General features: G+C 62.7%; 25 protein-coding genes and 1 pseudogene. 12 read left to right on the top strand and 14 right to left on the bottom strand.

Annotated features, from left to right (window positions below; all coding sequences use genetic code 11):
• The first annotated feature begins 4 nt into the window (after positions 1 to 4).
• Entirely contained in the window at positions 5 to 691 is a 687-nt protein-coding gene (locus tag HAD_RS09135) for a Fe2+-dependent dioxygenase (RefSeq protein ID WP_035570635.1), read from the top strand.
• Positions 692 to 860: 169 nt separating this feature from the next.
• Here HAD_RS09135 and HAD_RS18560 read toward each other — a convergent pair whose 3' ends face one another.
• Positions 861 to 1,223 carry a hypothetical protein gene (locus tag HAD_RS18560; RefSeq protein ID WP_156942210.1) on the bottom strand — a complete coding sequence of 121 codons (363 nt, stop codon included), beginning with the start codon at positions 1,221 to 1,223 and terminating at the stop codon, positions 861 to 863.
• Between the two features lie 168 nt (positions 1,224 to 1,391).
• Between HAD_RS18560 and HAD_RS09125 the strand changes: the two genes are divergently transcribed.
• Positions 1,392 to 2,285, top strand: coding sequence for an alpha/beta hydrolase family protein (locus HAD_RS09125; RefSeq protein ID WP_162177489.1), 894 nt, complete (start codon positions 1,392 to 1,394; stop codon positions 2,283 to 2,285).
• Here the strand turns inward: HAD_RS09125 and HAD_RS09120 are convergent.
• From HAD_RS09120 to HAD_RS09105, 4 genes are all read right to left on the bottom strand, one after another.
• Positions 2,282 to 2,644, bottom strand: coding sequence for a SpoIIAA family protein (locus HAD_RS09120; protein WP_035570633.1), 363 nt, complete (start codon positions 2,642 to 2,644; stop codon positions 2,282 to 2,284). The two genes, HAD_RS09125 and HAD_RS09120, sit on opposite strands and share 4 nt — an antisense overlap.
• 53 nt (positions 2,645 to 2,697) lie before the next feature.
• Complete coding sequence (locus tag HAD_RS09115) at positions 2,698 to 4,578, bottom strand: ankyrin repeat domain-containing protein (protein ID WP_035570632.1); 1,881 nt, start codon at positions 4,576 to 4,578, stop codon at positions 2,698 to 2,700.
• A gap of 101 nt (positions 4,579 to 4,679) precedes the next feature.
• Entirely contained in the window at positions 4,680 to 5,837 is a 1,158-nt protein-coding gene (dnaJ, locus tag HAD_RS09110) for a molecular chaperone DnaJ (RefSeq protein ID WP_035570631.1), read from the bottom strand.
• A 134-nt stretch (positions 5,838 to 5,971) separates the two neighbouring features.
• A complete protein-coding gene (locus HAD_RS09105) occupies positions 5,972 to 7,282 on the bottom strand; it encodes a penicillin-binding protein activator (protein WP_162177488.1) in 1,311 nt (436 codons plus the stop codon).
• Positions 7,283 to 7,389: 107 nt separating this feature from the next.
• Here HAD_RS09105 and rsmI point away from each other — a divergent pair, with 107 nt between their 5' ends.
• Positions 7,390 to 8,223 carry a 16S rRNA (cytidine(1402)-2'-O)-methyltransferase gene (gene rsmI / locus HAD_RS09100; RefSeq protein ID WP_051596066.1) on the top strand — a complete coding sequence of 278 codons (834 nt, stop codon included), beginning with the start codon at positions 7,390 to 7,392 and terminating at the stop codon, positions 8,221 to 8,223.
• A gap of 9 nt (positions 8,224 to 8,232) precedes the next feature.
• On the opposite strand, the gene HAD_RS09095 is transcribed toward rsmI, so the two are convergent.
• Entirely contained in the window at positions 8,233 to 8,721 is a 489-nt protein-coding gene (locus HAD_RS09095; protein WP_035570630.1) for a GNAT family N-acetyltransferase, read from the bottom strand.
• Between the two features lie 51 nt (positions 8,722 to 8,772).
• On the opposite strand from HAD_RS09095, the pseudogene HAD_RS09090 reads away from it, so the two are divergent.
• The 3 genes and pseudogenes from HAD_RS09090 to HAD_RS09080 form a co-directional block, all read left to right on the top strand.
• A pseudogene (locus HAD_RS09090) lies at positions 8,773 to 9,186 on the top strand (YraN family protein); the annotation flags it as partial.
• Between the two features lie 202 nt (positions 9,187 to 9,388).
• Positions 9,389 to 10,462 (top strand): GGDEF domain-containing protein, encoded by a 1,074-nt coding sequence (locus tag HAD_RS09085; protein ID WP_084331850.1) that lies wholly within the window; start codon positions 9,389 to 9,391, stop codon positions 10,460 to 10,462.
• Positions 10,463 to 10,606: 144 nt separating this feature from the next.
• A complete protein-coding gene (locus tag HAD_RS09080; RefSeq protein WP_035570626.1) occupies positions 10,607 to 11,755 on the top strand; it encodes an acyl-CoA dehydrogenase family protein in 1,149 nt (382 codons plus the stop codon).
• Here HAD_RS09080 and HAD_RS09075 read toward each other — a convergent pair.
• The 4 genes from HAD_RS09075 to HAD_RS09060 all read right to left on the bottom strand — a co-directional run bounded on the left by HAD_RS09075 (position 11,739) and on the right by HAD_RS09060 (position 16,240).
• Positions 11,739 to 12,965 carry a hypothetical protein gene (locus HAD_RS09075; RefSeq protein ID WP_035570625.1) on the bottom strand — a complete coding sequence of 409 codons (1,227 nt, stop codon included), beginning with the start codon at positions 12,963 to 12,965 and terminating at the stop codon, positions 11,739 to 11,741. The genes HAD_RS09080 and HAD_RS09075 overlap by 17 nt on opposite strands.
• Positions 12,966 to 13,035: 70 nt before the next feature.
• On the bottom strand, positions 13,036 to 13,698 hold the full coding sequence (locus HAD_RS09070) for a TetR/AcrR family transcriptional regulator (protein ID WP_035570624.1): 663 nt from the start codon (positions 13,696 to 13,698) through the stop codon (positions 13,036 to 13,038).
• A gap of 154 nt (positions 13,699 to 13,852) precedes the next feature.
• Positions 13,853 to 14,500 (bottom strand): TetR/AcrR family transcriptional regulator, encoded by a 648-nt coding sequence (locus HAD_RS09065; protein WP_035570623.1) that lies wholly within the window; start codon positions 14,498 to 14,500, stop codon positions 13,853 to 13,855.
• Between the two features lie 201 nt (positions 14,501 to 14,701).
• A complete protein-coding gene (locus HAD_RS09060) occupies positions 14,702 to 16,240 on the bottom strand; it encodes a flavin-containing monooxygenase (RefSeq protein ID WP_035570622.1) in 1,539 nt (512 codons plus the stop codon).
• Positions 16,241 to 16,513: 273 nt separating this feature from the next.
• On the opposite strand from HAD_RS09060, the gene HAD_RS09055 reads away from it, so the two are divergent.
• From HAD_RS09055 to HAD_RS09045, 3 genes are read left to right on the top strand one after another with little or no spacing between them, the layout of a single operon-like run.
• On the top strand, positions 16,514 to 18,517 hold the full coding sequence (locus tag HAD_RS09055) for a transglycosylase domain-containing protein (protein ID WP_241765335.1): 2,004 nt from the start codon (positions 16,514 to 16,516) through the stop codon (positions 18,515 to 18,517).
• Between the two features lie 52 nt (positions 18,518 to 18,569).
• Positions 18,570 to 19,607, top strand: coding sequence for a class I SAM-dependent methyltransferase (locus tag HAD_RS09050; protein ID WP_035570621.1), 1,038 nt, complete (start codon positions 18,570 to 18,572; stop codon positions 19,605 to 19,607).
• Positions 19,608 to 19,617: 10 nt separating this feature from the next.
• The gene (locus HAD_RS09045; RefSeq protein ID WP_035570620.1) at positions 19,618 to 20,289 is read left to right on the top strand and encodes a pseudouridine synthase; all 672 of its coding nucleotides are present in this window, start codon (positions 19,618 to 19,620) and stop codon (positions 20,287 to 20,289) included.
• Here the strand turns inward: HAD_RS09045 and HAD_RS09040 are convergent.
• On the bottom strand, positions 20,286 to 21,140 hold the full coding sequence (locus tag HAD_RS09040) for a TauD/TfdA dioxygenase family protein (protein WP_035570619.1): 855 nt from the start codon (positions 21,138 to 21,140) through the stop codon (positions 20,286 to 20,288). The two genes, HAD_RS09045 and HAD_RS09040, sit on opposite strands and share 4 nt — an antisense overlap.
• Positions 21,141 to 21,240: 100 nt before the next feature.
• Here HAD_RS09040 and HAD_RS09035 point away from each other — a divergent pair, with 100 nt between their 5' ends.
• A complete protein-coding gene (locus HAD_RS09035; protein ID WP_035570617.1) occupies positions 21,241 to 23,073 on the top strand; it encodes an ABC-F family ATP-binding cassette domain-containing protein in 1,833 nt (610 codons plus the stop codon).
• An 83-nt stretch (positions 23,074 to 23,156) separates the two neighbouring features.
• On the top strand, positions 23,157 to 23,543 hold the full coding sequence (locus tag HAD_RS09030; protein ID WP_162177487.1) for a PAN domain-containing protein: 387 nt from the start codon (positions 23,157 to 23,159) through the stop codon (positions 23,541 to 23,543).
• 6 nt (positions 23,544 to 23,549) lie between these two features.
• On the opposite strand, the gene HAD_RS09025 is transcribed toward HAD_RS09030, so the two are convergent.
• The 3 genes from HAD_RS09025 to HAD_RS09015 all read right to left on the bottom strand — a co-directional run bounded on the left by HAD_RS09025 (position 23,550) and on the right by HAD_RS09015 (position 26,080).
• Positions 23,550 to 25,148 (bottom strand): peptide chain release factor 3, encoded by a 1,599-nt coding sequence (locus HAD_RS09025; RefSeq protein WP_035570613.1) that lies wholly within the window; start codon positions 25,146 to 25,148, stop codon positions 23,550 to 23,552.
• A gap of 94 nt (positions 25,149 to 25,242) precedes the next feature.
• Positions 25,243 to 25,617, bottom strand: coding sequence for a hypothetical protein (locus HAD_RS09020; RefSeq protein WP_035570612.1), 375 nt, complete (start codon positions 25,615 to 25,617; stop codon positions 25,243 to 25,245).
• A 115-nt stretch (positions 25,618 to 25,732) separates the two neighbouring features.
• Positions 25,733 to 26,080, bottom strand: a complete 348-nt coding sequence (locus HAD_RS09015) for a DUF1491 family protein (protein ID WP_241765334.1) — start codon at positions 26,078 to 26,080, stop codon at positions 25,733 to 25,735.
• 87 nt (positions 26,081 to 26,167) lie between these two features.
• Between HAD_RS09015 and HAD_RS09010 the strand changes: the two genes are divergently transcribed.
• On the top strand, positions 26,168 to 26,368 hold the full coding sequence (locus HAD_RS09010) for a hypothetical protein (RefSeq protein WP_035570610.1): 201 nt from the start codon (positions 26,168 to 26,170) through the stop codon (positions 26,366 to 26,368).
• Positions 26,369 to 26,370: the final 2 nt, after the last annotated feature.

Raw genomic sequence — 26,370 nt, 5'->3', positions numbered from 1 at the left:
CCTCATGCTGATCTGCATCCCAAACGTCCTGACAAAAGCGCAGGTGAAAGACATCCGCCAGCTGATCGATGCCGCCGAATGGGTGGACGGCCGCGTGACCGCCGGGGTCCAGTCGGCCGAGGCGAAGCGCAACACCCAGCTGCCGGAAGACAGCCCGGCCGCGCGCAAGGCACAGCAATTGGTCAGCCTGGCCGTCGGCAACAATCCGGTCTTCCTGGCGGCGGCACTGCCGCAGAAAGTGTTTCCGCCCCTGTTCAACCGCTATGTCGTCGGCGACCAGTTCGGCGCCCATGTCGACAATGCGATCCGCTCGGTCAAGAATTCGCCGGAGCGCATCCGGACCGACTTGTCCTGCACGCTGTTCCTGACCGAACCGGAAGACTATGACGGCGGCGAACTGGTGATCGAGACCCTGTTCGGTGCGCAGGAAGTCAAACTGGAAGCTGGCGACCTCGTTCTTTATCCCGCCTCCAGCCTGCACTCTGTCAGCGAGGTGACGCGGGGCGCGCGCATCTCGTCCTTCTTCTGGCTACAGAGCATGGTGCGCGACGATGGCGAGCGCACCCTGTTGTTCGATCTCGACCAGTCCATCCAGGCGCTGGTGGCGGAGAAGGGCCACAAGGACCCGGAAGTCATCCGCCTGACGGGCATCTATCACAACCTTATCCGGCGCTGGGCCGAAGGCGCCTAGGTATCTGCCAGCACCTGCGGCCGGAGTGGCGGAGCCATCCGTTGGGAAGTTTGGTTCTTTGTGGCGCATGCTTCGACTTCGCTCAGCATGAGTCCGGTATTTGTGGCGCCTGAGAACGAGACTCATCCTGAGCGAAGTCGAAGGATGATGGCGGCGCACAATGCCCCGGCTAAGGCGGACCTCGCACATACTGAACCGGACTAATCCGGACTATGTCATGACTAAGCATGACCATACCGGACTTCACCGGATCATGAGGGATCTGCGCCTCAGACACGCACACGGGCACATCGCTGCCGAGGGCAGGACGGTCCCAGCGCGGAATGCGCGGCGCTTCATATGTGTAGAGATCACCGGGCGGCGGGGCATCGGCCACGAATACAAGCCGAATGTTTCCAAAGCAATCGACCGCCATAAGCGCATCCCGCCCGGTGCGCGTATGCCAACGGGCAATGCGCACCAGGTTCCACACCAGCCACGGCCAGAAGAGCGGCCAGACATGGGTAAAGTAGCGTTGGAGGTCGGGATGCATGCCTCGAAGCGTAGGGGCCAGGCCAAGCGGGCGGATAGAGCGCCCTTTTTCAAGCGGCCTTCCCAATGAAACCGGGCCCGAGGCGAGGGGATATCGCCCGGCCTGTCCCCGCCAGACTTCCCCCTTTCCGTCTTCCCGCTTATGGTTCGCTCCAACGGGAGGATCTTCATGAAATACGCATCCATTTTCGCCGCGCTCACCGGCGCCGCCCTGCTCGCCGCCTGCGCGACAGCCCCTGCGGACACGCCGGCCGTGTCTGCCGCGCCGGCCTATGATGAAGCCTTCCCGCCTGCGATTGAGGAAATCTCCTTCGACAGTCATGGCGACCGGCTGAATGGCCTCGTCTATGTGGCCGACGGGCCGGGACCTCACCCGGCTGTGGTGCTGCTGCACGGCTTTCCGGGCAATGAGAAAAATCTGGACCTGGCGCAGGACATGCGCGCGGCGGGCTGGAACGTGCTGTTCTTCCACTATCGCGGCGCCTGGGGCAGCGAGGGCGACTACACCCTCACCCATGTGATCGAGGATGTCGCCAGCGCGACGGACTTCCTGCGTACCCATGCGGACCAGTACCGGACCGATCCGGATCATATCGTGCTTGTGGGGCACTCCATGGGGGGCTTCGCCTCGCTTCAGGCCGCCGCGCGCGATGACGGCATTGCCTGCGCCGCGGGCATCGCCCCGGCAAATGTCGGCGTGATGGCCAGCGTCTTTGAAGCGGACCCGGACGCGAAGGCCGGCTTCATGGCCTACAGCGACAGCCTCCAGATGCTGCACGGCCTGACCGGCGAGAAGATCATGGCCGAGATCGCGGCCAATCGCGACGCGTTCGGCCTGCAGGGCCTCGCGCCGGAACTGGAAGGCAAGCGCATTCTCGTCGTCGGCGGCGACAAGGACGCCTCCGTCCCGGCCGACGCGATCATCCGCCCGCTCATCGCCGCCTATGAGGCAGACCCGGCCATCGACACAACGGGAATCGTCCTCTCCGGCGACCATTCCTTCTCATGGTCGCGCGACGAATTGATCGGCACCGTGATGGATTGGGCAGAAGCCTGCCGCTAGGCGGCCGTCCAGGCCATGGCCTCATCCTGTGACGCCAGCGGGAACACCCGCATCTTGCCCGGAATGAGCGGCGCGAAGAAACGCATCGAATTGGCCAGCCAGCCAATGTCGGTGACCATGGCGATGCGCTCGAACGCGGTGTAGTGCGCCGTGCCGAAGACGGCATCGTCCAGCATGGCGTGGGCCGTATAGGTTTCGAATTCGGGGCCGAACCGGATCAGGATGCGAGCCTTGCCATGTTCCTTGATCGCCGCGTCGACCGCGGGGACAAGGATCGTCTTGTAATCGGAATCGGTGATCTTGCCCTCGGCATCGAAGGCAACAATCCCGGGCGGGGCGGAAGGGATGCGCTTGAACATGCCCTTCAGATGGGCGCGCCCTGCCCGTCAGGCAAATGAACTCGCGGCCATGTTCACTCCACCGCCAGCCGCGTTTCCAGACGGGACCGGGCCTCATCCGCCAGCTTTGTGTTGCGGGCGAGATACCAGCTGGCCGAGTTGCCTTCGGTATCTTCAGCGGCCGGATCGGCCCCGGCATCGAGCATCAGTGAGATCAGCTCTTCGGAGGCATTCTCGGCGGCGTACATGAGTGCCGTTCGGTGGTCCCGCTGTAGTTCTACGCAAGTCAGAAAGCCAGTTTGGTAGGGGCTGTCGTCAGTTGTTTGGTTTACATCGGCACCTGCAGCCAGCAGGAGCCGGGCGGAGTCCGGCTGGTTTTCCTGCGCGGCATACATCAGCGCTGTCTTGCGAAATGAGTTGGTCGCGTCATCCGGTGGTGCCCCCTCTGAAAGCAGCATGGCCAGAACATCCGGCCGGGTGACCGCCGCAGGCAGGATCGCCACATGCAGGGCCCGCTTGGCATACCATTGCCTTTTCTGTTCACGTTCAGTCGCTGGGGGGCCGGCCGCCGGCAGCACCAAATTGTATAGCTCGCGAATTTCCTCAGTCGGCCGATTAACATAAATCGCTGCAGCAATGGCGGCTCCGTTTACCGGACCGGACTGCCAGAGCGGCGCCGCACTGTTCCGGACACCCGCAATGACTTCGTCGAGTATTTCGTCGAGCGGTGCATCCCAATCGAAATCCACGGGATCGCTGGTCGGGTGCGCGATATAAAATGGCGGAACCAGGACGGCGAGCGCCATATCATTGTTCCGGGAATAGAAGACGCGGTCAACGAGTGCACGCCAGGCTTGAAGTGCTTCGGCCTTTGCCTGCTCCGGCGGCATGGCGAACCGCTCCGCGTAGTATTCCTCCATGCGACGGAGAAATTCCGGCTGGTCCGCCTTGAGTGAGAGATAGGTCTGCCAACCTGACGGGTCGCTTGTCCCCCAGCTCAGGGGGCGCACCTCTCGGGCAACGTCGTCCTGGCGCTCTTCCTCGGGTTCAAACCGTCCATTCGGCTCCGGCCAGGCCTGCGGACGGTGGAACAGGTCGGGCAATATGGCGTCCGGCGGCACGCCAACCCATCCCCTGTTCGCGTGGCACCGCCCACCCTGATTGGCCCCGGGCCCGGCATACATCGCCTTGAGCGCCTGATAAAATGGTGAAGCGGAAATGAAGGGCTCGAACTGCTCCGGCCCCGGACGAATCTGAAGTTCGCAAACCGTTTCAGCCTCTTCAGCGGGCCAGATGCGGCGTACGGATTCGCGTTTACTCTGTTGGCCCCTCGAAACGCCCCGGCCGTCCGAGACGGTATAGAGCACCCCTTCATGCAGGAACAACTGGACCCGGTGGAGCCGGCCGAAACTGGCGACCGGCCCGCCTGTCACCTCGGCTGCGAGTTCGTTCCAGTTATAGGTAAAGCTGATCTCCCCGTACCGCTCCGGATATTGAGCCTGCATGGCTTCAAAATCGGCGACCGTGTCAAACAGATAGAGACCCGCGCCGCGATACCGCCATCCCCTATCGTAAGACACGACGAACAGGACTTCTTCATCCCCATCGCCATCAAGGTCATGACGCGCTTCAAATGTCTGGCCGTAGAGCGTCTGGGTGCGTGCCGCCCGCCCGCTTCTCACCGTTTCCGGAAAGGCGAACACCGCCTCATGCGGAATGGCGGACAGGTCGAGATCGGCGGAGTCCAACCGCCCCGCAGCGCCGAACAGATCCGTCCAGGCCGCGGCGAAGGGCTGGCACAGTTCTGGCGCGTCATTGCGGGTGAGGTGCGGCTGGAAGGGCGCGATGTTCCAGCCGGTTTCGCGCGGGGGCGGCTCCGGCTCGGCTTCGGCATGGGCGGAGACTGTGGCCAGCGCCAGAAGCCCTGCGGTCAGCGCGCCTCGTATCGTCTTCATTGCCTGCCCTTTCTGCCTGCCGTCACAATCTCCTAAACGGAGAATGTGTCAGCAATCCAAAATGGACAGTTTATTTTGAAGGCGAATTCGAGACGAAGGGCCTAGTTCGGGCGGTCTTCTTCGTGGTCGCCGTTCCAGAAGCGTTTGATGCGGCCGAGGAAGCCTTCGCTTTCGGGGTGGCAGTCGGCGCCGGAACAGTCGCAGAATTCGCGCAGGATGTCTTTCTGGCGGGGCGACAGGTTGCGCGGGGTTTCCACGAACATCTCGACGAACAGGTCGCCGGTATGGCCGGACTGGCGCACCGACGGCATGCCCTTGCCGCGCAGGCGCAGCTTGCGGCCGGTCTGGGCACCTTCCGGCACCACGACGCGGGCACGGCCGCCATCAATGGTCGGGATCTCGATCTCGCCGCCAAGCGCGGCCGTCACCATCGGCACCGGCGCGCGGCAGTAGAGGTTTGGCCCGTCGCGTTCGAAAATGTCATGCTCGACGACATCGACGAAGATGTAGAGGTCGCCCTTGCCGCCGCCATTCGCGCCGTCTTCGCCCTCACCGGCCAGCCGGATACGCATGCCGCTTTCGACGCCCGCGGGGATCTTCACGTTCAGCGTGCGCTCTTCGCGCACCTGGCCGGCCCCGCCGCAATCCTTGCACGGCTTCTTGATGGTCTTGCCCTTGCCGCCACAGCGCGGGCAGGTGCGTTCCATCGTGAAGAAGCCCTGCTGGGCGCGGACACGGCCAGCGCCGCCGCAGGTGTCGCAGGTTTCCGGCTCTGTGCCCGGCGCGGCGCCAGACCCTTCGCAGGTCTTGCAGTCGACGGCCTGGGGCACGTGAATGGTTTCGTCCTTGCCGGCATAGGCTTCGGCGAGGGTGATTTCGAGATCGTAGCGCAGGTCTGCCCCGCGCTGGGGCCCGCCGCGGCGCCGGCCGCCGCCAAAGCCGCCCGCGCCGAATACCTGGCTGAACAGGTCCTGGAAAATGTCTTCGGGGTGGACACCGGCCCCGAACGGATTGCCGCCGCCGCCCATGCCGTTCTCGAAGGCGCCATGGCCGAACTGGTCATAGGCCGCGCGTTTCTGCGCATCGGAGAGGATCGCATAGGCCTCACCGACTTCCTTGAACTTGTCTTCGGCTTCCTTGTTGTCCGGGTTCTGGTCGGGATGGTATTTCATCGCCAGCTTGCGGTAGGCGGATTTCAGCGCCTTGTCGTCCACGTCACGTGAGACGCCCAGAACCTCGTAATAATCGCGCTTGCTCATGGATGAATGGCTCGCCGTTTCTCTCTAGTCCTGCCCTGCCGCGTCATGTGGGGCGCGAATTACACACGTGCAAGGGAGGGATGCAGGCAGAATGCGCCGGTTTCCCGGTCAAATTGCCTGCTGGATTGTCTGGATCAGCTGGCCCCCGGGCCAAACTGGCTGGCGCCCTTCTCGATCAGCTCTGCGCCGGTCGGGCGGATCTGCATGACGGCGAGGCCCCGCTGGCTGGTGCCGTCAATGCGGAAGCGGAACAGGCCGTCGACGCCGAAGAAGCCGTCGGGGTCTGTCACGCCATTGTATTTGAGGTTGTCTTCCGCTGCGAGACGCACCGCCACGGCGGCCGCATCATAGGCCACGGCGGCGAGGTCTGTCGGCGCCTTGCCATAGATCCGGCGATAGGCTTCGCGGAAGGTGGTGAGATTTTCCGGGTCCGGCGCGGGATAGACGGCGCCATCCAGCGTCGGTTCGCGCCAGACGGATTCATCGCCCCACAGGCTGGTGCCCATCAGGGTGACATGGGTCATGTCCACGCCGTTGTACGGCAGCAGCGGCGCGATGGAGAGCAGCTTCACGCCGCGCTCGGGGATCATCACGGCCACCTTGTCGCGCGGACGCGTCGCGATTTCGGATTTCAGGATCCCGGAGACTGACCGGGCCGCTTCCGTGGCGCCGGTTTCCGGCATGTAGAAGGCCGAGGTCAGCACCGTGCCGCCGACATTGAAGGATTCCGTGCGCAGCGCGGTCTCGATCTGACGCCCATAGGCTGTCTGCGGGCCGAGAAAGACGAAGCTGCGGATACCCTGCGCGGCGGCGTATTCGACCATGCGGCGGACTTCTTCCTCCGGCGAGATGGAGGCGAGATAGGCGCCGCCGCCCGCCGCGGTGCGGTCGGTCGAGAAGGCAATGACGGGGATCTGCTTCTCCTGCGCGCGCTCGCGGATGGCTTTCACATTGGCGCCGAACAGCGGGCCCAGCACGACATTGGCCTTTTCCCGGATGGCCTCATCGATGCGAGCCTCGGTGACGGAGGTCTTGCCGGCAGTGTCTTTCGGGATGATCAGGAAACTGTCGCCGGCATACTGGAACAGGGCCAGCTCGATCCCGGCCAGCATGCTTTCCGCTTCGGCGCGGACCTGGGCGTTCGGGTGGGAGAATGGCAGCAGTACGGCGGCGCGCTTGATCTCGCGCCCTTCCATGAAGGCCGGTGTCAGGCCGCCATCGCCGCGCACCTGTGTCAGGTCTTCCGGTTCGCCGAGGTCTGTGACGTCGACGCCCTCTTCCGGCTGTTCGGTGGGCTCGGTAATCGGTTCGGCGCGCGGGCTGCCGGTGCCGATCTGGACCGGCGGACGCGCGGGCGCGCTGGCGCAGGCGGTGGCGAACAGGAAACCTATGAGAAGAAAGCTTGGCGCTTTGATCGTCCTGAGCAATGGTTGCAGCAATGTCATCTCCTGAAACATCTCCTGAAGCATCCGGCGCGCAGACGATTCCCGGCTGGCGCGACTCTAGGGGGGCCGGGCCGGACGGGCAACCGCCCCAATCATCGGCACAGGCATTGTCCCCGGGTCTCTATGTCGTCTCCACGCCGATCGGCAACCTGCGGGACATTACGCTCCGCGCGCTGGACGTGCTGGCCGCGGCCGACGAAGTGCTGGCCGAGGACACGCGCGTCGCGGGGAAACTCCTGTCCGCCTATGGGGTTAAGGCCCGCCTCAGCCCTTACCATGACCACAATGGGGCGGAACGGAGACCCGAACTCCTGCGCAAGCTGGCCGAGGGCGCGCGGATCGCGCTGGTCTCCGATGCCGGCACACCGCTTGTCTCCGATCCCGGCTGGAAACTGGCGCACGAAGCGCTGGAAGCCGGCCACCGCGTGTTCCCCGTCCCCGGCGCTTCAGCCATGCTAGCCGGGCTGGTGGCCAGCGGCCTGCCCAGCGACCGGTTCTGCTTCGCGGGATTTCTGCCGCCAAAACAAGGCGCACGAAAGCAATCCCTCGAAAGCCTGAAGGCCGTTCCAGCAACGCTGATCTTCTATGAAAGCGGCCCGCGGCTCGCCGACACGCTGGCAGACATGGCCGCCGTGCTGGGGTCTCAGCGGACAGGCGCGGTGACGCGCGAGCTGACCAAGATGTTCGAGGAAACCCGCCGCGGCACGCTGGAAGAGCTGGCCGCGCACTATGCCGAAGCCGGCGGCCCGAAGGGCGAGATCGTCGTGCTGACCGGACCGCCGCTGGATGAGGCCGTGACGCCCCAGCGCCTTGACGCGGCGTTGCGCGAAGCCCTCGCCGACCAGCCGACCAAGGCCGCCGCCAATGCCGTCGCCGACGCGCTCGGCCTGCCAAAGCGGGAAGTTTACCAACGCGCCCTGCGGATCAAGGCCGATGGTTGAGGCAAGGCCTCACACCAGGAAACGCTCCATCAGCAAGGCGTCATAGGTTACGCCATCCAGACGGCGGTAATCCCGCCACATCCCGGCTTCCGTGAACCCGAACTTCAGGAACAGGGAAATGGCCGAGACATTGCTCGTATAGACGGCCAGTTCCACCTTGGTGAGACCGCTTTCAGGGGCATGCCCCAGGGCCGCCTCCAGCAACCGGCTGCCGAGCCCCCGCCCTCTGTGAGAGGCAAGCAGGCCCATGCCGAGCGTGCCGCGATGCGCACATTCCGGAACCTCGTTTGGAATAATATCGACCCAGCCCACGACGCGGCCCTCGTCCAATGCGCAATACATAGGCCAGTTCCGGGCGATCATCCGGTTTGGAAGGGCGCGCTCCGGATCGAAAGGCGGCAGGGAAACAAGACCGAGATAGGCCTTCTCTGCCGCCACCTGTTCGCAGGCCGACCGCCAGCCCGTAATCAGGCCTTTATGTATGTAGGCAATGTCCATGGCTATCGTCCGCCTGGTCCTCCATAAGAGAGGCCGGAATGCCTCACGTCCAATTCTACCAGAGATGACCGCCCGGATAAATCGAGACGACAAATGGCTGAAGCGAAACGGCAGGCAGCGGAAAGACGGGGCCGCAAGGGCGAGAGGCTGGCGGCGCTTTACCTGCGGGCGAAAGGCTATCGCATCCTGGACCGGCGCGTGCGCACGCCGATGGGCGAAGTGGACCTGATTGCCAAACGGAGCGGCGTGGTCGCCTTTGTGGAAGTGAAGCACCGCAAGACGCTGGACCTGGCGGCTGATAGCGTCACGCAACGCAGCTGGCAGCGCATCGACCGCGCCTCGGAATACTGGATGGCCCGCCACCCTGCCCTCGCCACGTGCGGCTGGCGCTACGACATTGTCGCCATCGCCCCATGGCAGCTGCCCCGGCACATCCGGGACGCCTGGCGGCCGGGATTGGCCTGACGCCCCGGTGCAACCTGCCGGGAGATAATGCGCCGCCTGCGGAACGATTGGGTGGCTTTACTGCCCCAGACGCCCTCACCGAGACCGGCAGAAACCCCCGAGCCGCGACCATTTGGTCGCAGGGGCTGTTAACCGACAATCAAGCAGGTCCGCTTAGTTTCCTCAGGGTGGAGAGTTAATTTTTTGGGACGGGGACAAGTTCATGCAAGCAGTCGCTATGGCCGAAGCCAAGCCCGCAGCGGTGCCCTCAAATGGGCCGGATCTGAAGCAGGTATTCCGAAACGCGCAACGCGCCTTTGACCTGATTCAGAAGCATCGCACGCCGCCGGACCCGAAGACCTATGCCGTCTGGTACGCCTATGTGGAGGCGGCCGACACACGCGTTATTGAGCGCGTCGATCACGCGATTGCCGCGAATGGCACGCTGACGCCTTACGATATCAGCGCGATTTTCCAGGAATTGCTGACCGAAGAACCTGCCGCTGTTTCGGCGCGTCATACGATCGGCATGGCCATCGAAAAGGAAATCGATGAAGTCATGAAGATCATCCAGCAGGGTGTTCAGAACAGCGACGATTTCGGCGCTTCGCTCGACAAGGCGAACGAGGAATTGCCCGGCGCGGCATCCGGCGACCAACTGGCCACGCTGGTCTCCACCCTGATGGAAGACAACAAGCGCATGGCCGAAACCACGCGGGAACTGAACCAGGGCCTGATGGAATCGCAAAAGCAGATCGCCACGCTCAACCAGGAGCTGGAGGAAGTGCAGACCCAGTGCATGCGCGACCCGCTGACCGCCATCGCCAACCGCCGCGCCTTTGACGAGCGGCTGGAACGGGAAGTGTGCGCCGCCGCTGAAACCGGCGAGAAGCTCTGCCTTGCCCTGGCCGACATCGACCACTTCAAGAACGTCAATGACACCTATGGCCACCAGGTCGGCGATGCGGTGCTGCAGCAGTTCGCGGCCGTTGTGACACAGAACATCAAGGGCCAGGACATGGTCGCCCGCTATGGCGGCGAGGAATTCGCGATCATCCTTCCGGAAACGGACTTGTTCTCTGCCTATAATCTGCTTGTGAAGATCAAATACAACTTCAAGAGCGCCGAGACCCCAATCGAAGGCACGCTGAAGACGCTCAAGGATGTCACGGCCTCTTTCGGCCTCGTCCGCTTCGAGCCGGGCATGACGCCGCGCGACATGATCGAACAGGCCGACAATTTCCTCTACGAAGCCAAGCATGCCGGACGCGACCGCGTGAAAGCAAAAGGCTTCTGAAGCACGCCTGCGGCAAGGTGGAAAGGACGGAATTCCCGCGATTCCGCTCCTCCTCCCCCTCCGTCACCCACGTAGTTTCCCTGATTGCTGGATTCGCCTCAGTGCGCGGTAATGGGATGTCTACTCCGGTGGAGGGAGTGCATCATGGATGGCAGCTTTTACTCGGAAGAATTGTCGGCTCATACTCGAGAGGACGAGCGTGAGTGGGATGAATTCTGCGCCGGAGTAGACGAATTTCTCGACACCGAACTCACCGAAGACCTGCGCGCCGCCGGACGCAAGACGACCGGCCTGAAATCCGATGCGGAAGCCTGCCGGATCTGGCGCGAAAAGCTGAACACACGTGGCTGGTATGCCCCGACATGGCCGGTAGAGCATGGCGGTGCCGGATGGACCGCGGAACAGCGCATCTATTTCGAGAACGCGTCCGCCGAACGTGACGCGCCCATCCTGATGAATTCGGGTGTCCGGACGATCGGCCCCCTGATCATCGAGGCCGGGACGCCGGAACAGAAGGCCCGCTACCTGCCCGCCATCCTGAATGGCGAACACGAATGGTGCCAGGGTTTCTCCGAGCCTCAGGCCGGGTCTGACCTGTCTGCCCTGTCCATGAAGGCAGAGCGCGATGGCGACGATTTCATCCTGACGGGCAGCAAGATCTGGACGAGTTTCGCCCAGTACGCGACGCACATGTTCCTGCTCGCCCGGTGCGACCCGGGCACGCATGGCGGCAGCGGCGTCGTCTTCCTGCTGGTGGAGATGGACCGGCCAGGGATCGACGTGCGGCCGATCAAGTTTCTCGATGGCGAGTACGAAACGAACGAAGTGTTCTTCAACGGTGTGCGCACCCCTGTCGCAGACCGGGTCGGCGAGATTGGCGAAGGCTGGAAGACGGCCAAACAGCTGATGTCCATCGCACGCGGCAACAACACCACGACAGGCCTGTTGCGCCGGGCCATGCGCGCTGCGCGGCGGAATGCTGCGCTGAACGGCGCGATGCCTGCCGCGCTGCAGATGCGCTTCGCCGAACTTGAGATGCGGATCGATACGATCGAAGCGCTTGATGAGCGTACGAACAATGGGCTCGGCACGCTGGTCGGCGGCCCGGCCGCGTCCCAGCTGAAGCTGCTGGCGACAGAACTGCACCAGGCCATCACGGAAGCCGGTCTGGAAGCGGCCCCGGACAGCGATTTCGCGCAGGCCAAATACCTGGCCACCCGCGCGGCGACGATCTACTCCGGCACCAGTGAAGTGCACCGGAACATTCTCGCCAAGGCTACTGGCTGTCCGTAGCGGGGGCCGGTTCCCAGTTTTCCAGCCACGCAATGGTCGACGCCGGAAACGCTTCGTCGGCAGTCTCCGCAGACCGCCATTTGCCTTGCTGATAGGCCGATGCGGCACGATAGATGAGATTGCAAGCCGCTTTCCTGTCCGGCGCATGCACCGTGGCACCGAACATTTTTCCGAGCACGGAATAGAAACCGGGTGACCCGCGCGCGCTGACATAGGCGTCGAACGTGCGCCCCATGGACTCCATCACCTGAGCCTCGTCGGCGATGCCGCTGAACCAGTCTTCGGCTGGCACCGGCCCGCCTGAGACCAGCGGATCCGTTGTTTCCGTCGGAACGACAATCGGCTGAGGCAGTTTGGCCTCAACCCCCTCAAGGATGATGACACTGTGGTTGCTCCAACTGGTATTGGAGGTCTCGCCCGGCCCCAGTACGGAATCGCGGTAAGCCTTCACCTTATTGACCAGGTCACGGGCGGTTTCCGGATCTTCCCCGACAATATCGCTTGCGCGGCTGAGCTGCAGGTTGGCGAGTGACCTACGGACCAGCCGGGGCGTGCTGGTTGCCGCCTCTGCATTCGGGCAGGCACTGGCGACGCGTTCAGCAAACGGCAGCACCACATGCCCATATCTCCGGTTCTGGTTGAACCAGCTGGCCGCGGCCGAGACGTCCTGAAGCGCCACGTCTCCGCAAGATTCCGGCGCCGTATCGGAGGACAGATAAGGATGTGTCTTGCCCGCACGCAGCTGCATGTCCAGCAAGGCCGAGATCAGGCTTTCGCGCAGGTCGCTTTGCTCATTGTAAGACAGGCTCATATCGACGGGCACGTCACCCTGCGCCACGGTATATTTGCGATCGCGATCTTCCAGTGCCCAGAAGGCCTGGCTGAACCCGAACGCCTTGTCGATTTCCGACATGATGGCATCGGCGTCGGCCTGCGCCGCACTCAGATTCTGGGCCTTGGTGAGGTGGGCAACAGTTGCGTAGTGCAGCGCATAGGCATTGCCGGGGCATCGTGTCGCCGCGCCATCGAAGGCCGGCAACAGATCATCCAGACTGGCCTGGCCCGAGCGGACACCCTTCACCGCCTGCAGGACGGACCCGACGAGGCCGCCGCCGCAATCCAGTCCGGCCTCCCCTTCTGCCTGCGCCGGGGTGGCAACGATCATTGCCATGGCAAGTCCGAGCGCACCAACAATTGCTGTTCGCCGCATAAGCGTCCCTCCGTCTCCGTTCCACTGGCAAACTAAAGGCGTTTGACCTGCGACTCCAGAGGGAAGGCCATCATCCGAAGGACCGGCCGGTCGCACCGCAGAAGATGAATTCCGCCCCGTCCATGAAAATATTTCGGATGGACGCCGTATGCAGAAGATCGGCAATTTCCTGCGGAACGGCCTTTGCGTCGACATAGGGAAGAGAATCCACCTGTACGGCTCCCGCTGCCAGATTCACCAGCGCCATCACCATGCGCTTACCGCAGCCGCTTTCCAGATCCATCACCTCGTCCAGTTTTTCCGATACGACGGTCCCGCACTCCAGGAGACGCTTCTTGGTCGATACCAGCGATTCCAGAGAAACATTCCGCTCGATCGTCCGGGCAAGCTGTGCCCGCACGATCAGCAAGGAGGGATGGTCGATCATGCTGTCGATGAATGCGACGGCGAAGGCCTTTCCGGACATGCCCGGCGTCAGCCGCTCGCCCAGCTGCCTGAAGGCCCGCATGAAGGCGCGCTCATAGACGGCCAGGAGCATTTCTTCCTTGTTGCCGAAATAGAGAAAGACGGTGCTTTTCGACACGCCAACCCGGGCCGCCAGCGCCGATACCGCAAATCGCTCATTTCCCAATTTGAGAAGCAAATCTTCCGCTGCGTCGAGAATTTCAACGCGGCGAGCGGCTTTCTCATGGTCCGAGCGCGCGCGCTGGAAGTCTTCACGAATTGCCATCATGCCCCCTCTTGCACTGGCCCGGATGGATCAAATGTCTCACAATCATGGGACGTTCAGCGCAAGCCAAGTGAATTCCACCCGAAACAGACGACTCATTCCCTGTTGGGGTACTTTATAGATGGTGTTGGTGACAGCAACGTCACAACGTCAGGAGCTACTCGCCTGCACGAATGCCCTTCATCAGAAGGTCTGCACCGTTGAGAAAGCCACTCCTGAAATCGAACGATCGGACGCCCTCGACGACGTTTTCATCCAGGTCTTCCGTTGCAAGGAGTTTGCGGATGTCTGCCTGGACGGCGCCGCACATCAGATTGACGAAACTCTTCATCAATCTGCGCCCGTCGCCCGGCCCGAGCTTCAGGATCTCTTCCACCTTGTCGGCCGCAGCCGTCCGGTAGAGAAAGATCTCCTTCACGGCATCGTGGATGTATTCCTTGTTCAGGCTTTCTTCCACGACCCGCATGACCATGGGCCGCATCAGACGGAAGCCGGGATACTCCAGCGCCGTATCGATGAAGGCCTCGGAGAATGCCTTGTCAGACATGCCCTCATGAAGCCGGCCGACAAACGTATCGAAGAAATTTTTGCCGACGCGCGTATACAGCGTGGTCAACAATTCTTCCCGGTTCCTGAAATGCAGAAAGATCGTGCTTTGCGACACGCCGATGCGTTTCGCGACATCGCTGATGGAGAACCTCTGATTGTGAGTTTCGAGCACAAGCGCTTCAGCCGCATCGAGGATCGCCACCCGGCGGGCAGCGTTCTCCCGCTCAGACCGGGGGCGTACAAAGTCTTCTCTCATACTCACATAACCCCTTTAGATTGAATCTCAGGAATTGAAAAGCCTTAAGTAACCGATAGACATTTATAAGGGTGGCGCAAGTCTCGGCCAACACGCGATCTGCAACTGGCTGGTCAGGCGTGGCCCCGGACAGGCGTTTATCCCATAAAAAAGGACCCTCCTGCGGGTTGCAGGAGGGTCCTCTTATTCGTGTCCGGTTGATCAGGCCCCGGCGGGTTCCGGCGTCTTGGCCGTCTGCCCGGAATAGTCGAACTCCTCCGCATCAAGGTCGATGTTCGGGATTTCTTCTTTCTCGTTCCAGTAGTCCTGCGTGTGCTGCCAGATGTATTTGGAGCCGCGCTTCGGCAGGAGGTGCATGGACCGCATGAGGTAACCGGGATTGAAGTCCTCCGGGTCGATCCAGGGGAGGATCTCCATGTCCTTGTCTTCCTCACGCAGCTTCACACGAACCTGCGAGAAGCCCTTCTCGTCCATATGCTTCAGCAGCCGGGTGATGAAGTCTCCCATCAGGTCGACCCGAAGCGTCCAGGAGGCGCGGAAATAGCCGAACACCCACGCCATGTTGGGCACACCGGTGAACATCATGCCGCGATAGGTGACCGTCTTGGAGAAGTCGACCGGCTCGTCATCCACCGTGAACGGAATATCTCCGAGAACGGACAGATTGAAGCCTGTCGCCGTGATGATGATGTCGGCTTCCAGTTCCTGTCCACCCTTGGTCAGGATGCCTTTTTCCGTGAAGCGCTCGATCTCGTCGGTCACGACATCGGCCTTGCCGGAGGCGATGCCCTGGAACAGGTCCCCGTCCGGGACGAAAGCGATACGCTGGCGCCACGGGCGGTAGCTCGGCGTGAAATGCTTGTCGATCGGATAGTCTTCGCCGAGGAAGGCCTTTACGCCTTCCAGCAGTTCCTGCGTGACCTCATCGGTCTCCTCCAGGCAACGGCGGGTGAAATCGTGCTGGTCAAACAGCACTTTCTGGCGGGCAACCCGGTGGATCGTATCCCAGTCAATGCCGATCTTTTCCAGCTCGGTGACCATTTCGTTTTCATTCCGCCCCGGGATGAAATAGGTCGGCGAACGCTGCAGCACCGTCACGTGTTCCACATCGCCTGCGATCGCGGGCACAACGGTGGCGGTAGTCGCACCGGAGCCGATGCAGACGACCTTCTTGCCTTTGAGGTCGATGTCTTCCGGCCACAGCTGCGGGTGGATGATCTGGCCCTTGAACTTGTCCATGTCCGGCCAGTCCGGCGTGTAGGGCTTGGTGTAGTTATAGTAGCCTTGGCACATCCAGAGGAAGTTGCAGGTGAAGGTCAGCACCTCATCCGTTTCGATGCGGCGCACTTTCAGCGTCCACAGGCTGTCCTTGGAGGACCATTCGGCCGACAGGATCTGGTGCCCGTAGCGAATGTGCTTGCCGAGGTCATTCTCCTCAATCACTTCGCCCATATAGGCGCGGATTTCGTCGGCCGTGGCGATCGGCGTGCCGGTCCACGGCTTGAAACGGTAGCCAAACGTATAGAGGTCGGAGTCAGACCGGATCCCCGGGTATTTGTGCCAGAGCCAGGTGCCGCCGAAGCTTTCCAGCTTTTCCAGCACTGCATAGCTCTTGCCGGGGCATTGCGTCTTCATGTGATAGGCCGCGCCGACGCCGGAAATACCGGCCCCCGCGATCAGCACATCGAAATGTTCTACCTTGGCCTCAGCCGGCCTCGCTTTCGTTTCCGTCCCTGTCATGGCTCTCCGTCCATCTGATGGCGCGCAATCGGACCACCCGAAAGCGCAATTCCGCATCTTCCATTGAAACCAGAAAAAATCCCCTCGCACTACGGGAGACCCCGTATGACGTCGCGGCAGTCGCGCATGTTTGCGTGCGCTTTTCGAGGCGGACCGGGCGGTCATACCAATTTTCCGGGTTTCCGCCTGCACGACAGGCCGGGCATGCCTTCACACTGCCGTAATCCTCTCTCATTTACCCTCTGGAATTATCGATTCTATTGGCAGGCGAACATGGCGCAGAAGGGTAACAAGGCCCCGGCCGGGCGGACGATCAAGGTGCCAGGCGGCGGCTTTGCCTCCCGCCACCCCCGGCTGGTGCGCTACACGCTGACCGCGTTTCTGGTCGTCCTGCTCGTTGCGGGTGGATGGGGATTCTGGAAATGGCGCTCGCTATATGCCGGCATGCCGAAACTGCCCGAAATCGCCGAGCTCTGGAGCGCAAAGCGCGAAGCGGCGATCGAATTCATCGATCATAACGGCAATACGCTGGACGTCCGAGGCCCCCGCTATGGCCGGGCGACGTCCGTCGACCAGCTGCCGGAATACGTGCCGCAGGCCTTCATCGCCGCCGAAGACAAGCGCTTCTATGAACATGACGGGGCCGACGACGCCGCCATTGCCCGGGCCGCGTGGTCGAATTTGCGCGCGGGCGAGACTGTCTCCGGTGCCTCCACCATTACCCAGCAGCTGATCAAGAACCTCGTCCTCACCAGCCGCCAGACAGTGAGGCGCAAGGCGCAGGAAGTGAAACTGGCGCGCGAACTCGAAAAAGAAATGAGCAAGGACGAGATCCTCTCGCTCTATCTGAACCGGGTTTATTTCGGCGCCGGCCTGTATGGCATCGACGCGGCGGCGCGCTACTATTTCGGCAAGCCGCCCCAGAAGCTGACCGTGGCGGAGGCCGCCATTCTGGCCGCCCTGCCCAAGGCCCCGTCCAAACTGAACCTGCGGGAAAACCTGGAAGGCGCGAAAGCGCGCCAGGATTACGTGCTGGCCCAGATGGTAGACCTCGGCTTCATTCGCCCTGCCGAAGCCGAACAGGCCCGGGCCGAAGACATCACGATCATCGCGCCGCCGACCTATGACCCCCAGCTCGGCTATGCGCTGGATGCAGTGTCTGAACGGGTCAAGGCGATGCTGCCTCGTATTCCGGGCGATCTCGTCGTCACCGTCTCGCTGGACATCGACCTGCAGGAGAAGATCCGCGCCCAGCTGGCCAAGCGTATGGAAAGCGACGGGGCGGCCGAAGGCGCCAGCCAGGTTGCCGCTGTCCTGATCGCGAAAGACGGCCGGGTCGCGGCCCTTGTGGGCGGAACCGATTACACCTCGACAGAGTTCAACCGTGTCACACAGGCCCTGCGCCAGCCAGGCTCCAGCTTCAAGCCGTTCGTCTACGCCACGGCGCTGGAGGACGGCTACTCCCCCTATGACGTGTTCGAGGACGCCCCGATCACGATCGGCAAGTGGAGCCCGTCGAACTATACAAGCGCCTATCTTGGCCCGATGACGATGAGCGAGGCGATTGCCCGCTCCATCAATACGGTTGCGGTAGAACTGACACAGCTGTCCGGCCCTGCCCGCGTGGCCGAAACGGCGCGCCGCTTCGGCATCACCACGAAACTGGAGGCCTATCCCTCCATCGCCCTCGGCAGCCAGGAAGTGTCCCTCTGGGAACTGACACGCGCCTATGGCGTGTTCCAGTCCGGCGGCCTGCGGCTGGACCCGTGGCTGATCGAGAAGATCGAGGATTCCCGCGGCACGGTGCTCTATGAGCGGCCGGACTATGAGCGTGACCGTGTGTACTCGGAAGACCTCTCCCGTGACATGAACGCGATGCTCTACCGCGTCGTCAATTCCGACATCGGCACCGGCCAGCGGGCGCGCATCGCGAAGTGGACGGTCGCAGGCAAGACAGGCACCAGCCAGGATTGGCGCGATGCCTGGTTCATCGGATACTCGGCGGAGTATGTCGGCGGCATCTGGGTCGGCAATGACGACGACAAACCGATGAAGAAAGTTACCGGCGGCGGCCTTCCGGCAGACCTCTGGTCGGACATGATGGAACTCGCCCATGCAGGGAAGACACCGGAACGCCTGATCGGCGCCGAAAGCGGCCTGGTCATCAGCGAGGAGGCCGAAGCCCGCATCGCCTTCTATCGCGGCCTGTCGCAGGCCTTTTCCATCGCAGCGGGCCAGCCCCTGGCAGGGCGCAGCGGTTACCGCGTCGAACGGTAAGTCACCGCATCACCCGATTGCGCGCGCGGCATCATGCGCGTAGAGAGCGGCCATGTTTGACACCGTTGTTTTCGATACGCTTTCCCTTGCCTTTGAAGAGGCTGACCTGTTGCCGGAAACGGGCGCCATCCTCTGCCTGCGGGCCGAGGCCGTGCCCTTCCTGATGCAGCTGCCGAAAGACCGCCTGACCTGCCAGAACAGTTTCAAGCCGGATCATGACGCCCTGAAAGCCGCCGGGTTCGCCGTCCTGCCGCCAGAGGCGGAAAGCTTCCCCCCGGCCGCCCTGACCATCATCATGCCGCCCCGCCAGCGGGACGAGACCCGCGCCTTGTTTGCCCGCGCCATGCGCGATGCCCCCGTCGGCGGCGTCGTGGTCGCCAGCCTGCCAAATACGCTGGGCGCCAAGACGGGCGAAAAGATCCTCGCAGAGCTCGCCGGGGAAACGCAAAGCCTGTCGAAACACAAATGCCGAGCCTTCTGGGCCGTAAAGACCGAAGACTGGAACGCTCAGCTGGCGGATGAGTGGATCGCCTTCGATACACCTCAGCAAGTCGACGGCGGCGCCCTGTGGAGCCAGCCGGGCCTGTTCAGCTGGGACCGCGTCGATGCAGGCAGCGAATTGCTGGCCGACAGCGTGCCGGAATGGATCCGCGGACGCGGGGCCGACTTCGGCGCTGGCCAGGGCTTTCTCTCCCGCGAAGTTCTCGCGAACTGCCCGCATGTCGAAAGCATGACCCTGTTCGAAGCGGAGTATCGCGCGCTCGCCTGCCAGAAAAAGAACCTCGAAGGCTTCACCAACTGGACGAGCCACTGGGCTGACGTCACGAAGGACGCGCCCAAAGCGGAGTTCGACTTTGCCGTCATGAACCCACCCTTCCACACGGGCCGGGCCGACAGCACATCGCTCGGGCAGGATTTCATCCGTGCGGTGGCCGGCGCCTTGAAGACCGGCGGCACGCTCTGGCTCGTGGGCAATCGGCACCTGCCCTATGAGAGCGTGCTCAGCGAGTGCTTCAAATCTCACGAGATGCTGGAAGACGAAGGCGGCTACAAGATCATCAAGGCCGAGAAGCCGAAGCGGAAAAGGTAGAGCGCGGGCGATGAAGGAAGACCGCCAGCTCGCCAAATACCTTGCCCATCTCGGCTATGGCAGCCGCAGGGAGATGGAGGCCGCCATCCGCCGCGGCCGCGTGACCGGCCAAGGCGAAGACCTGCGCTTCGATGGCGAGCCGCTGGACCCGCCGCCCGGCATGGTCATCCTGATGAACAAGCCTGCCGGCTTCACCTGTTCCCGCGCCGATCAGGGCCGGCTGGTCTATGAATTGTTACCACCGCGCTTCCTGCTCCGGGACCCGCCCCTCTCCAGCGTCGGACGCCTCGACGCGGACACGACCGGACTCCTTCTGTTTACGGATGATGGGAAGCTGTTGCACCGGCTGATCTCACCGAAGTCAGACCTGCCGAAGACGTATGAAGCCACCCTCGCCCGCCCGCTGGAAGGGCACGAGGCCGATCTGTTTGCCAGTGGCACGCTGATGCTGCGCGGCGAAGACAAGCCGCTGCTGCCGGCGCAGCTCGAAGTGACCGGCGAACGCACGGCCCGCCTCACAATCACCGAAGGCCGCTACCACCAGGTGCGCCGCATGTTCGCCGCTGCCGGCAATCATGTCGAAGCGCTCCACCGCGCCGCCTTCGGCCCGCTAACGCTTGGTGACCTGCCCGAGGGCGAATGGCGCCTTCTGACGGCAGAAGAAGTTGCCTCCCTCGGTTAGGCGGCCGCTTTGAAATACGGCCGGTCGCCCGCGATGGTGACACGTTCCATGATGCGGACGTTCGGGAAATAGTCGCTGGCCGCATAGTGCTGGCAGGCGCGATTGTCCCAGAAGGCGAGCGAGCCCGGTGCCCAGCGGAAACGGCACTGGTATTCCGGAATGGCCGCGCGGGAATAGAGATATTTCAACAGATCGTCGCTCTCCTTGCGGTCCATGCCCTTGATGTGATCCGTGAACGCGGTGTTGGCGTAGAGCAGCCGCTGCCCCGTCTCGGGATGGGTCCGGATGACGGGATGCTCCATCGGCGGGTATTTGTCGTGAAGTTCGGTCGGGTCTTTGTTCAGGCGCTTGGCGAACACACGGGCGATGTCGTGCACGGCCGTCATCTGGCACAGCCGCTCTTTCAGGCCATCATCCAGGTCCTCATAGGCCATTACCATGTTGGAGAAGAGCGTATCGCCGCCCACCTCCGGCAACTCAATGGCCCGCAGGATGGAGCCAAGCGACGGGGCCTCCCGCCAGGTGACGTCCGAGTGCCAGGAATTCTCGATGCCGCGCGAATTGGGCCCGTGCGCAATGCGGAGGACTTCGCGGTCCGGCTGTTCCTTCGGTGTGGCCGGGTGGATTTCCAGCTCCCCGAACTTGCGGGCAAAGGCAATGTGCTGCTGGCGGGTGATGTCCTGATCCCGGAAAAAGACGACCTGATAGCGCAGCAGCGCCGCACGCACTTCGGAAACCAGTGTATCCGTGGGGGTAGTCAGGTCCGCCCCGATCAGTTCCGCGCCGATGGCGGGCGAGAGGCGGCGAGCCTCAAATTGCGTGAATGCGGTCTCATTCTCCGAATAGGCCATACCGTTTCCTCCAGATTATATTTTTCGCAAGTGTAGCAGGTCCTCTGCCGGCGGGAAACGCTGGTGCCGCCCCCTAGCGCCACGCCCCCGCGCACGCTACATCGCGCGCATGGCCGCGCCCCCGCTGATTACCCTCACCGATGTCCGCCTCTCCTTCGGAGGCAAGCCCCTTTTCACCGGGGTCAGCTTCTCGCTGTCCAAGGGCGAGCGCGTCGCGCTGGTGGGCCGGAATGGCGCGGGCAAGTCCACGCTGATGAAAATCATCTCCGAGCGGGTCGAGGCCGATAGCGGCGATGTCTGGCGCCAGCCGGGCATCACATTCGCCAGTGTCGCGCAGGAACCGGACCTTGCCGGTTTCGACACGGTGCTTGCCTATACCAGCGAAGGCCTCGATGGGGCGTCCTATATGGCCGAAGCCGAATTGATGGAGTTTGGTGTCGAGGCAGACGCAGACCCGGCCACGCTTTCCGGCGGCCAGCTGCGCCGGGCAGCCCTCGCCAAGGCCTTCGCGGCCGATCCGGACGTGCTGCTGCTGGACGAGCCGACCAACCATCTTGACGTGCCGATGATCGAACAGCTGGAGGCACGCCTCAAAAGCTTCAACGGCGTCGTGCTGGTCGTCAGCCACGACCGGCGCTTCCTGGAGAACATCTCCACCAACACGCTGTGGCTGCGCCAGGGCAAGGTGCTGAAGAGCCCCGATGGCTATGTGAAGTTCGACGAATGGGCCGAACAGATCGAGGTGGAAGAAGAACGCCAGCTGCGCCGGATGACGACGCACCTGAAGGACGAACAGCACTGGCTGGCCCGCGGCGTGACCGGGCGCCGCAAACGGAATCAGGGCCGTCTCGCAAAGCTGAAAGACCTGCGCGCAGAACACGCGCAGATGCGTTCCGCCCTGCAGGACCGGAAAGCCACGGCCGACCTCAGCGTCGATGCCGGGGACTCGATGAGCAAGAAAGTGATCGAGGCGCGTCACTTGACCAAGGCCTATGATGGCCCGGACGGCCCCCTTACCCTGGTCAATGATCTGTCGATCAAAATCCTGCGCGGCGACCGGATCGGCATTATCGGGCCGAACGGCGTCGGCAAGACGACCCTGGTGAAACTCCTCCTCGGACGAATCGAGCCGGACAGCGGCAGCGTGAAGCATTCGAAGACGCTGCAGGTCACCTATCAGGACCAGACGCGTGAGACGCTGAACCCGAAGGACACGATCTGGGAAGCCCTCGCCCCGAATGGGGGTGACTCGATCATGGTACAGGGCCGCCAGCGGCATGTCGCGGCTTATGCCAAGGACTTCCTGTTCGCGCCGGATCAGTTGCGCCAGCCGGTCGGCGCCCTCTCCGGCGGGGAACGCAACCGGCTTGCGCTCGCCATCGGGCTTGCCCGGCCCTCGAACCTGCTGGTGATGGACGAACCGACCAATGATCTCGACATGCAGACGCTGGACCTTCTGGAGGACATGCTGCTCGGCTATGAGGGCACGCTGATCCTCGTCAGCCACGACCGGGCCTTTCTCGATGCCACCGTCACGAGCTGCCTGTGTCCGGTTGGCGACGGCGACTGGATCATCACCGCCGGCGGGTGGAGCGATGCGCAGGAGCAGCTGAAAGGCTTCCGGCGCAGGCGGGCAGAGGATACTCCGAAGGCAGAAAAACCGAAGACAGACAATACACAACGCCCGAAACCTCAGACGAAACTCTCCTTCAAGGACGAGCATCGCCAGAAAGAACTGGACGCGCTGATCCCGAAGCTTCAGGCCGAAATCGCAAAGCTGGAACAGGACATGGCCGATCCTGATCTCTATGCCCGCGATGCGGAGGCGTTCAACAAAAAGTCCACCCGTGTCGGCACCGCGCGCGAAGAGCTAGACATGGCCGAAATGGAATGGCTGGAAATCGAGGAAAAGCGCGAAACGCTTGCCAGATAAACGGGCCAAAATGTTCGGGCGGCGGCGAACACTTCATTAAGCAGGTCTTACTAAGCTGGGCCCGTTAGATGGAGACGACGCCCATGCGCCTGGTACCCCTTCTTGCCGCCTCGAGCGCGATTGTCCTGCTGGCAGCCCCGGCTTTCGCGGACACCCCCAGCATGAAACCTGACAAGCCTGAACCGGTCAAAGGACAGGAGGCTGGCGTCTATCGCTTTGGCGCCACCTATTCCGTCATGCCCGTTGAGACGGCCTCGGCCTGCCAGACGAGCTGCGCAGGCGATGCGCAATGCGTCGCGTGGAGCTATGTCGCGACCTTCGAAGGCGCCGATGCCCGCTGCGAACTGAAGCGCGGCGGCGGCAAGGCCCGGCCGGACCCGCTCGCAACATCCGGCGTTTCGCCCACACTTGCGGCGAAGTTCATCCCGGAGCCGAAGCCTGAACTCGAAGGCGGCCCCGAAAGCGAGTAACGGCCCCTAGAGCGAGCGCTCTTTCGTGGCCGTGAAGCGGATGTCCGGATTCTTTTCCTGAGCGTAGCCGACATCCCACGCATTCTTGGCGAGATAGACCGGCGCATCATCGAGGTCCGTGCCGGACGTGGACTTGTTCTTGTCCAGGAACGCTTCCAGCACTTTCGGATCGTCACATGAGAGCCAGCGCGCCACATTATAGGGCGCGGGTTCGAACACGACTTCCAGATTATATTCCGCCGCCACACGCTCGGTCATCACTTCGAACTGGAGCTGACCGACGGCGCCGACGATCATGTCGGACCCGATGGCCGGCTTGAACAGCTGGGTAACGCCCTCTTCCGCGAGGCTTTCGAGGGCCTTGCGCAAATGCTTTGCTTTCATTGGATCTTTGACGCGGGCGCGGCGCAGCAATTCCGGCGCAAAGTTGGGAATGCCCGCGAACTTGATGTCGCCAGTCTCCGACAGGCTGTCGCCGACGCGCAGCTGGCCATGGTTCGGCACGCCGATCACGTCACCGGCATAGGCCGTCTCGGCGATCTCGCGATCCTGCGCAAGGAACATCATCGGATTGTGGATGTTCAGCTGCTTGCCGCCTGCCGTCTTCAGACGCATGCCGCGCTTGAACTCGCCAGAGCACAGACGAAGGAACGCCACGCGGTCGCGGTGGTTCGGATCCATGTTCGCCTGAATCTTGAAGACGAAACCCGCCACCGACTTGTCGCCAGCATGGACGATGATCGGCTCGCCTTTTTTCTCGGCTTTCTGGTCACGCGGCGGCGGTGCATAGGCATGCAGGGTGCGGAGCAGTTCCAGAACACCGAAATGGCGCAGGGCCGAACCGAATACGACCGGCGTCATGTGCCCGCCAAGGAAGGCTTCCTTGTCGAATTCCGGCAGCAGTCCCGTGGCCATCTCCCTGCCTTCGGCCAGTTCGCCATAGACGCTCTCGTCGAGGTTTGCCTGAAGCGTCGACTCGTCTGCCGCAATACGCGGCGCGGCCCCGATTTTCGGCGCTTCGCCGGGGCGGCGTTCGAACTGGATCAGTTCATTGGTCGCAAGATCGACCATGCCGGAGAAGCGCTGGCCGCTGGCAGCGGGCCAGTAAAGCGGCGCCGTATCCAATTGCAGCTTTTCCTGTACTTCATCCAGAAGGGCGATCGGATCCTGCGCCTCGCGGTCCATCTTGTTGATGAAGGTCACGATCGGGATGTCGCGCAGGCGGCAGACTTCAAACAGCTTCAGCGTCTGCGGCTCGATGCCTTTTGCGGCGTCCAGCACCATGACGGCGCAGTCAGCCGCAGTCAGCGTGCGATAGGTGTCTTCGGAGAAGTCTTCGTGGCCCGGCGTGTCGAGCAGGTTGAAGACGAGGTTCTCGAACTCGAACGTCATGACGGAGGCCGAGACGGAGATGCCGCGGTCGCGCTCGATCTTCATCCAGTCGGACGTTGTGCGCCGCGCTTCACCGCGCGCCGCGACTTCCCCGGCCGCACGGATGGCGCCACCCGCCAGAAGCAGGTTCTCCGTCAGCGTGGTCTTGCCCGCATCAGGGTGTGAAATGATGGCGAAGGTCCGCCGGCGGGCGGCTTCTGCAGCGTGGGACATATTGAAACGGCTCGTGTTTTCCAGGCCGAGCCCCTAGCCGATTTGGGCCGCATATAGAAGGGCCGGTATCAGGCTGCGGTTTTCCGGCGGTGCGTCAGGCGGCCTTTGGCCAGATCTGTGCGAGGTCCGGCGCCTGGCCTTCATGCTCGTGCCGCTTGCGCAGGCTGGCGAGGATGGTTTCCGGCAGGATCGTCAGGCGCGCTTCGCCGACGCGCTTCTCCTTCACCGGGAACAGGGCCGCATTCGCGCCTGTTTTTGCGATAATCAGGGCCGCCAGGTCTTCGACGAGGCTGACCTCCATCGCGACGCCTTCCTGAACATGCGCCGACACGACCCGCGCAACGAATTCCAGCGCCTCACGCGCCCGCATGCTTCCCGGATCCCCACAGCCCAGCACTTTCCAGCGCTTTGACAGGTGGATTTCAGGGATCGCCACGTCGACGATCTGTTCGTTCAAGAGAAACAGCATAATCCCGCCTTGCCCCATATCCTGATTCAATTTTCAAGCTGCCCGCCCGGGGTTAGCGAGGGGTTAACGCAGGCTTGCAGGAGGCAAAGGAATTTGACCGGTGCTGCAACAGGATTCAGGCCCCTTCCTCGACGTGTTCGGTCAGGAAATGGCGCCCTTCCTTGTCTTCGATTTCAACGACCCAAAGATCACTGTCGCGTTTGCGGGCGCGGGCGACATACTCATCCACAGCCCGCTCGTCCGGGCCGATGCCCTGCCCAGCGAGATTCATGAAAATACGGTCGCCATCCATTCCCATTGACGGGATGTAGGCCGCCGCCGTTCCGTCCAGCCGCGCGACCTTCACGAGCACGTCGCCGCGGGAGTCATCCCCATGCTGGACGATAAAGCCGGATGCCCCTGCCACCTCGGCCCGGCGGATCAGGGCCTCGATCCAGAGGCGTGTGGGCAGGCGGTCCATCATCGTGAAACTCCTCCGAAGCGGCATGGCGCTTGCAGTTTCCGGTTCAGTGTTAGCGCACTGGTAACCATGGACGGAAGGGGCCACAGCATGAAAAGCAGCGACCTGATCCTGCTCGCGCCTGCGATTGCCTTTGCCGGTGGCCTGACAGGCCTGATGCAGCACGCAAACTATCCGGGTGACGTGCTGTTCCTGATCACATCCATTGCCCTGTTCGCAATTGGCGCCGCCACGTTTGGCGGCCTGTTCCTGCTGGTACGGGCCAACCTGCCGGACGACGAAGACATCTAGAA

Origin of the sequence: Hyphomonas adhaerens MHS-3 (assembly GCF_000685235.1) — a bacterium.
Taxonomy (GTDB): Bacteria; Pseudomonadota; Alphaproteobacteria; order Caulobacterales; family Hyphomonadaceae; genus Hyphomonas; species Hyphomonas adhaerens.
Note: the sequence above shows the minus strand (reverse complement) of the source record. Positions and strands in the feature narration are given on the sequence as shown.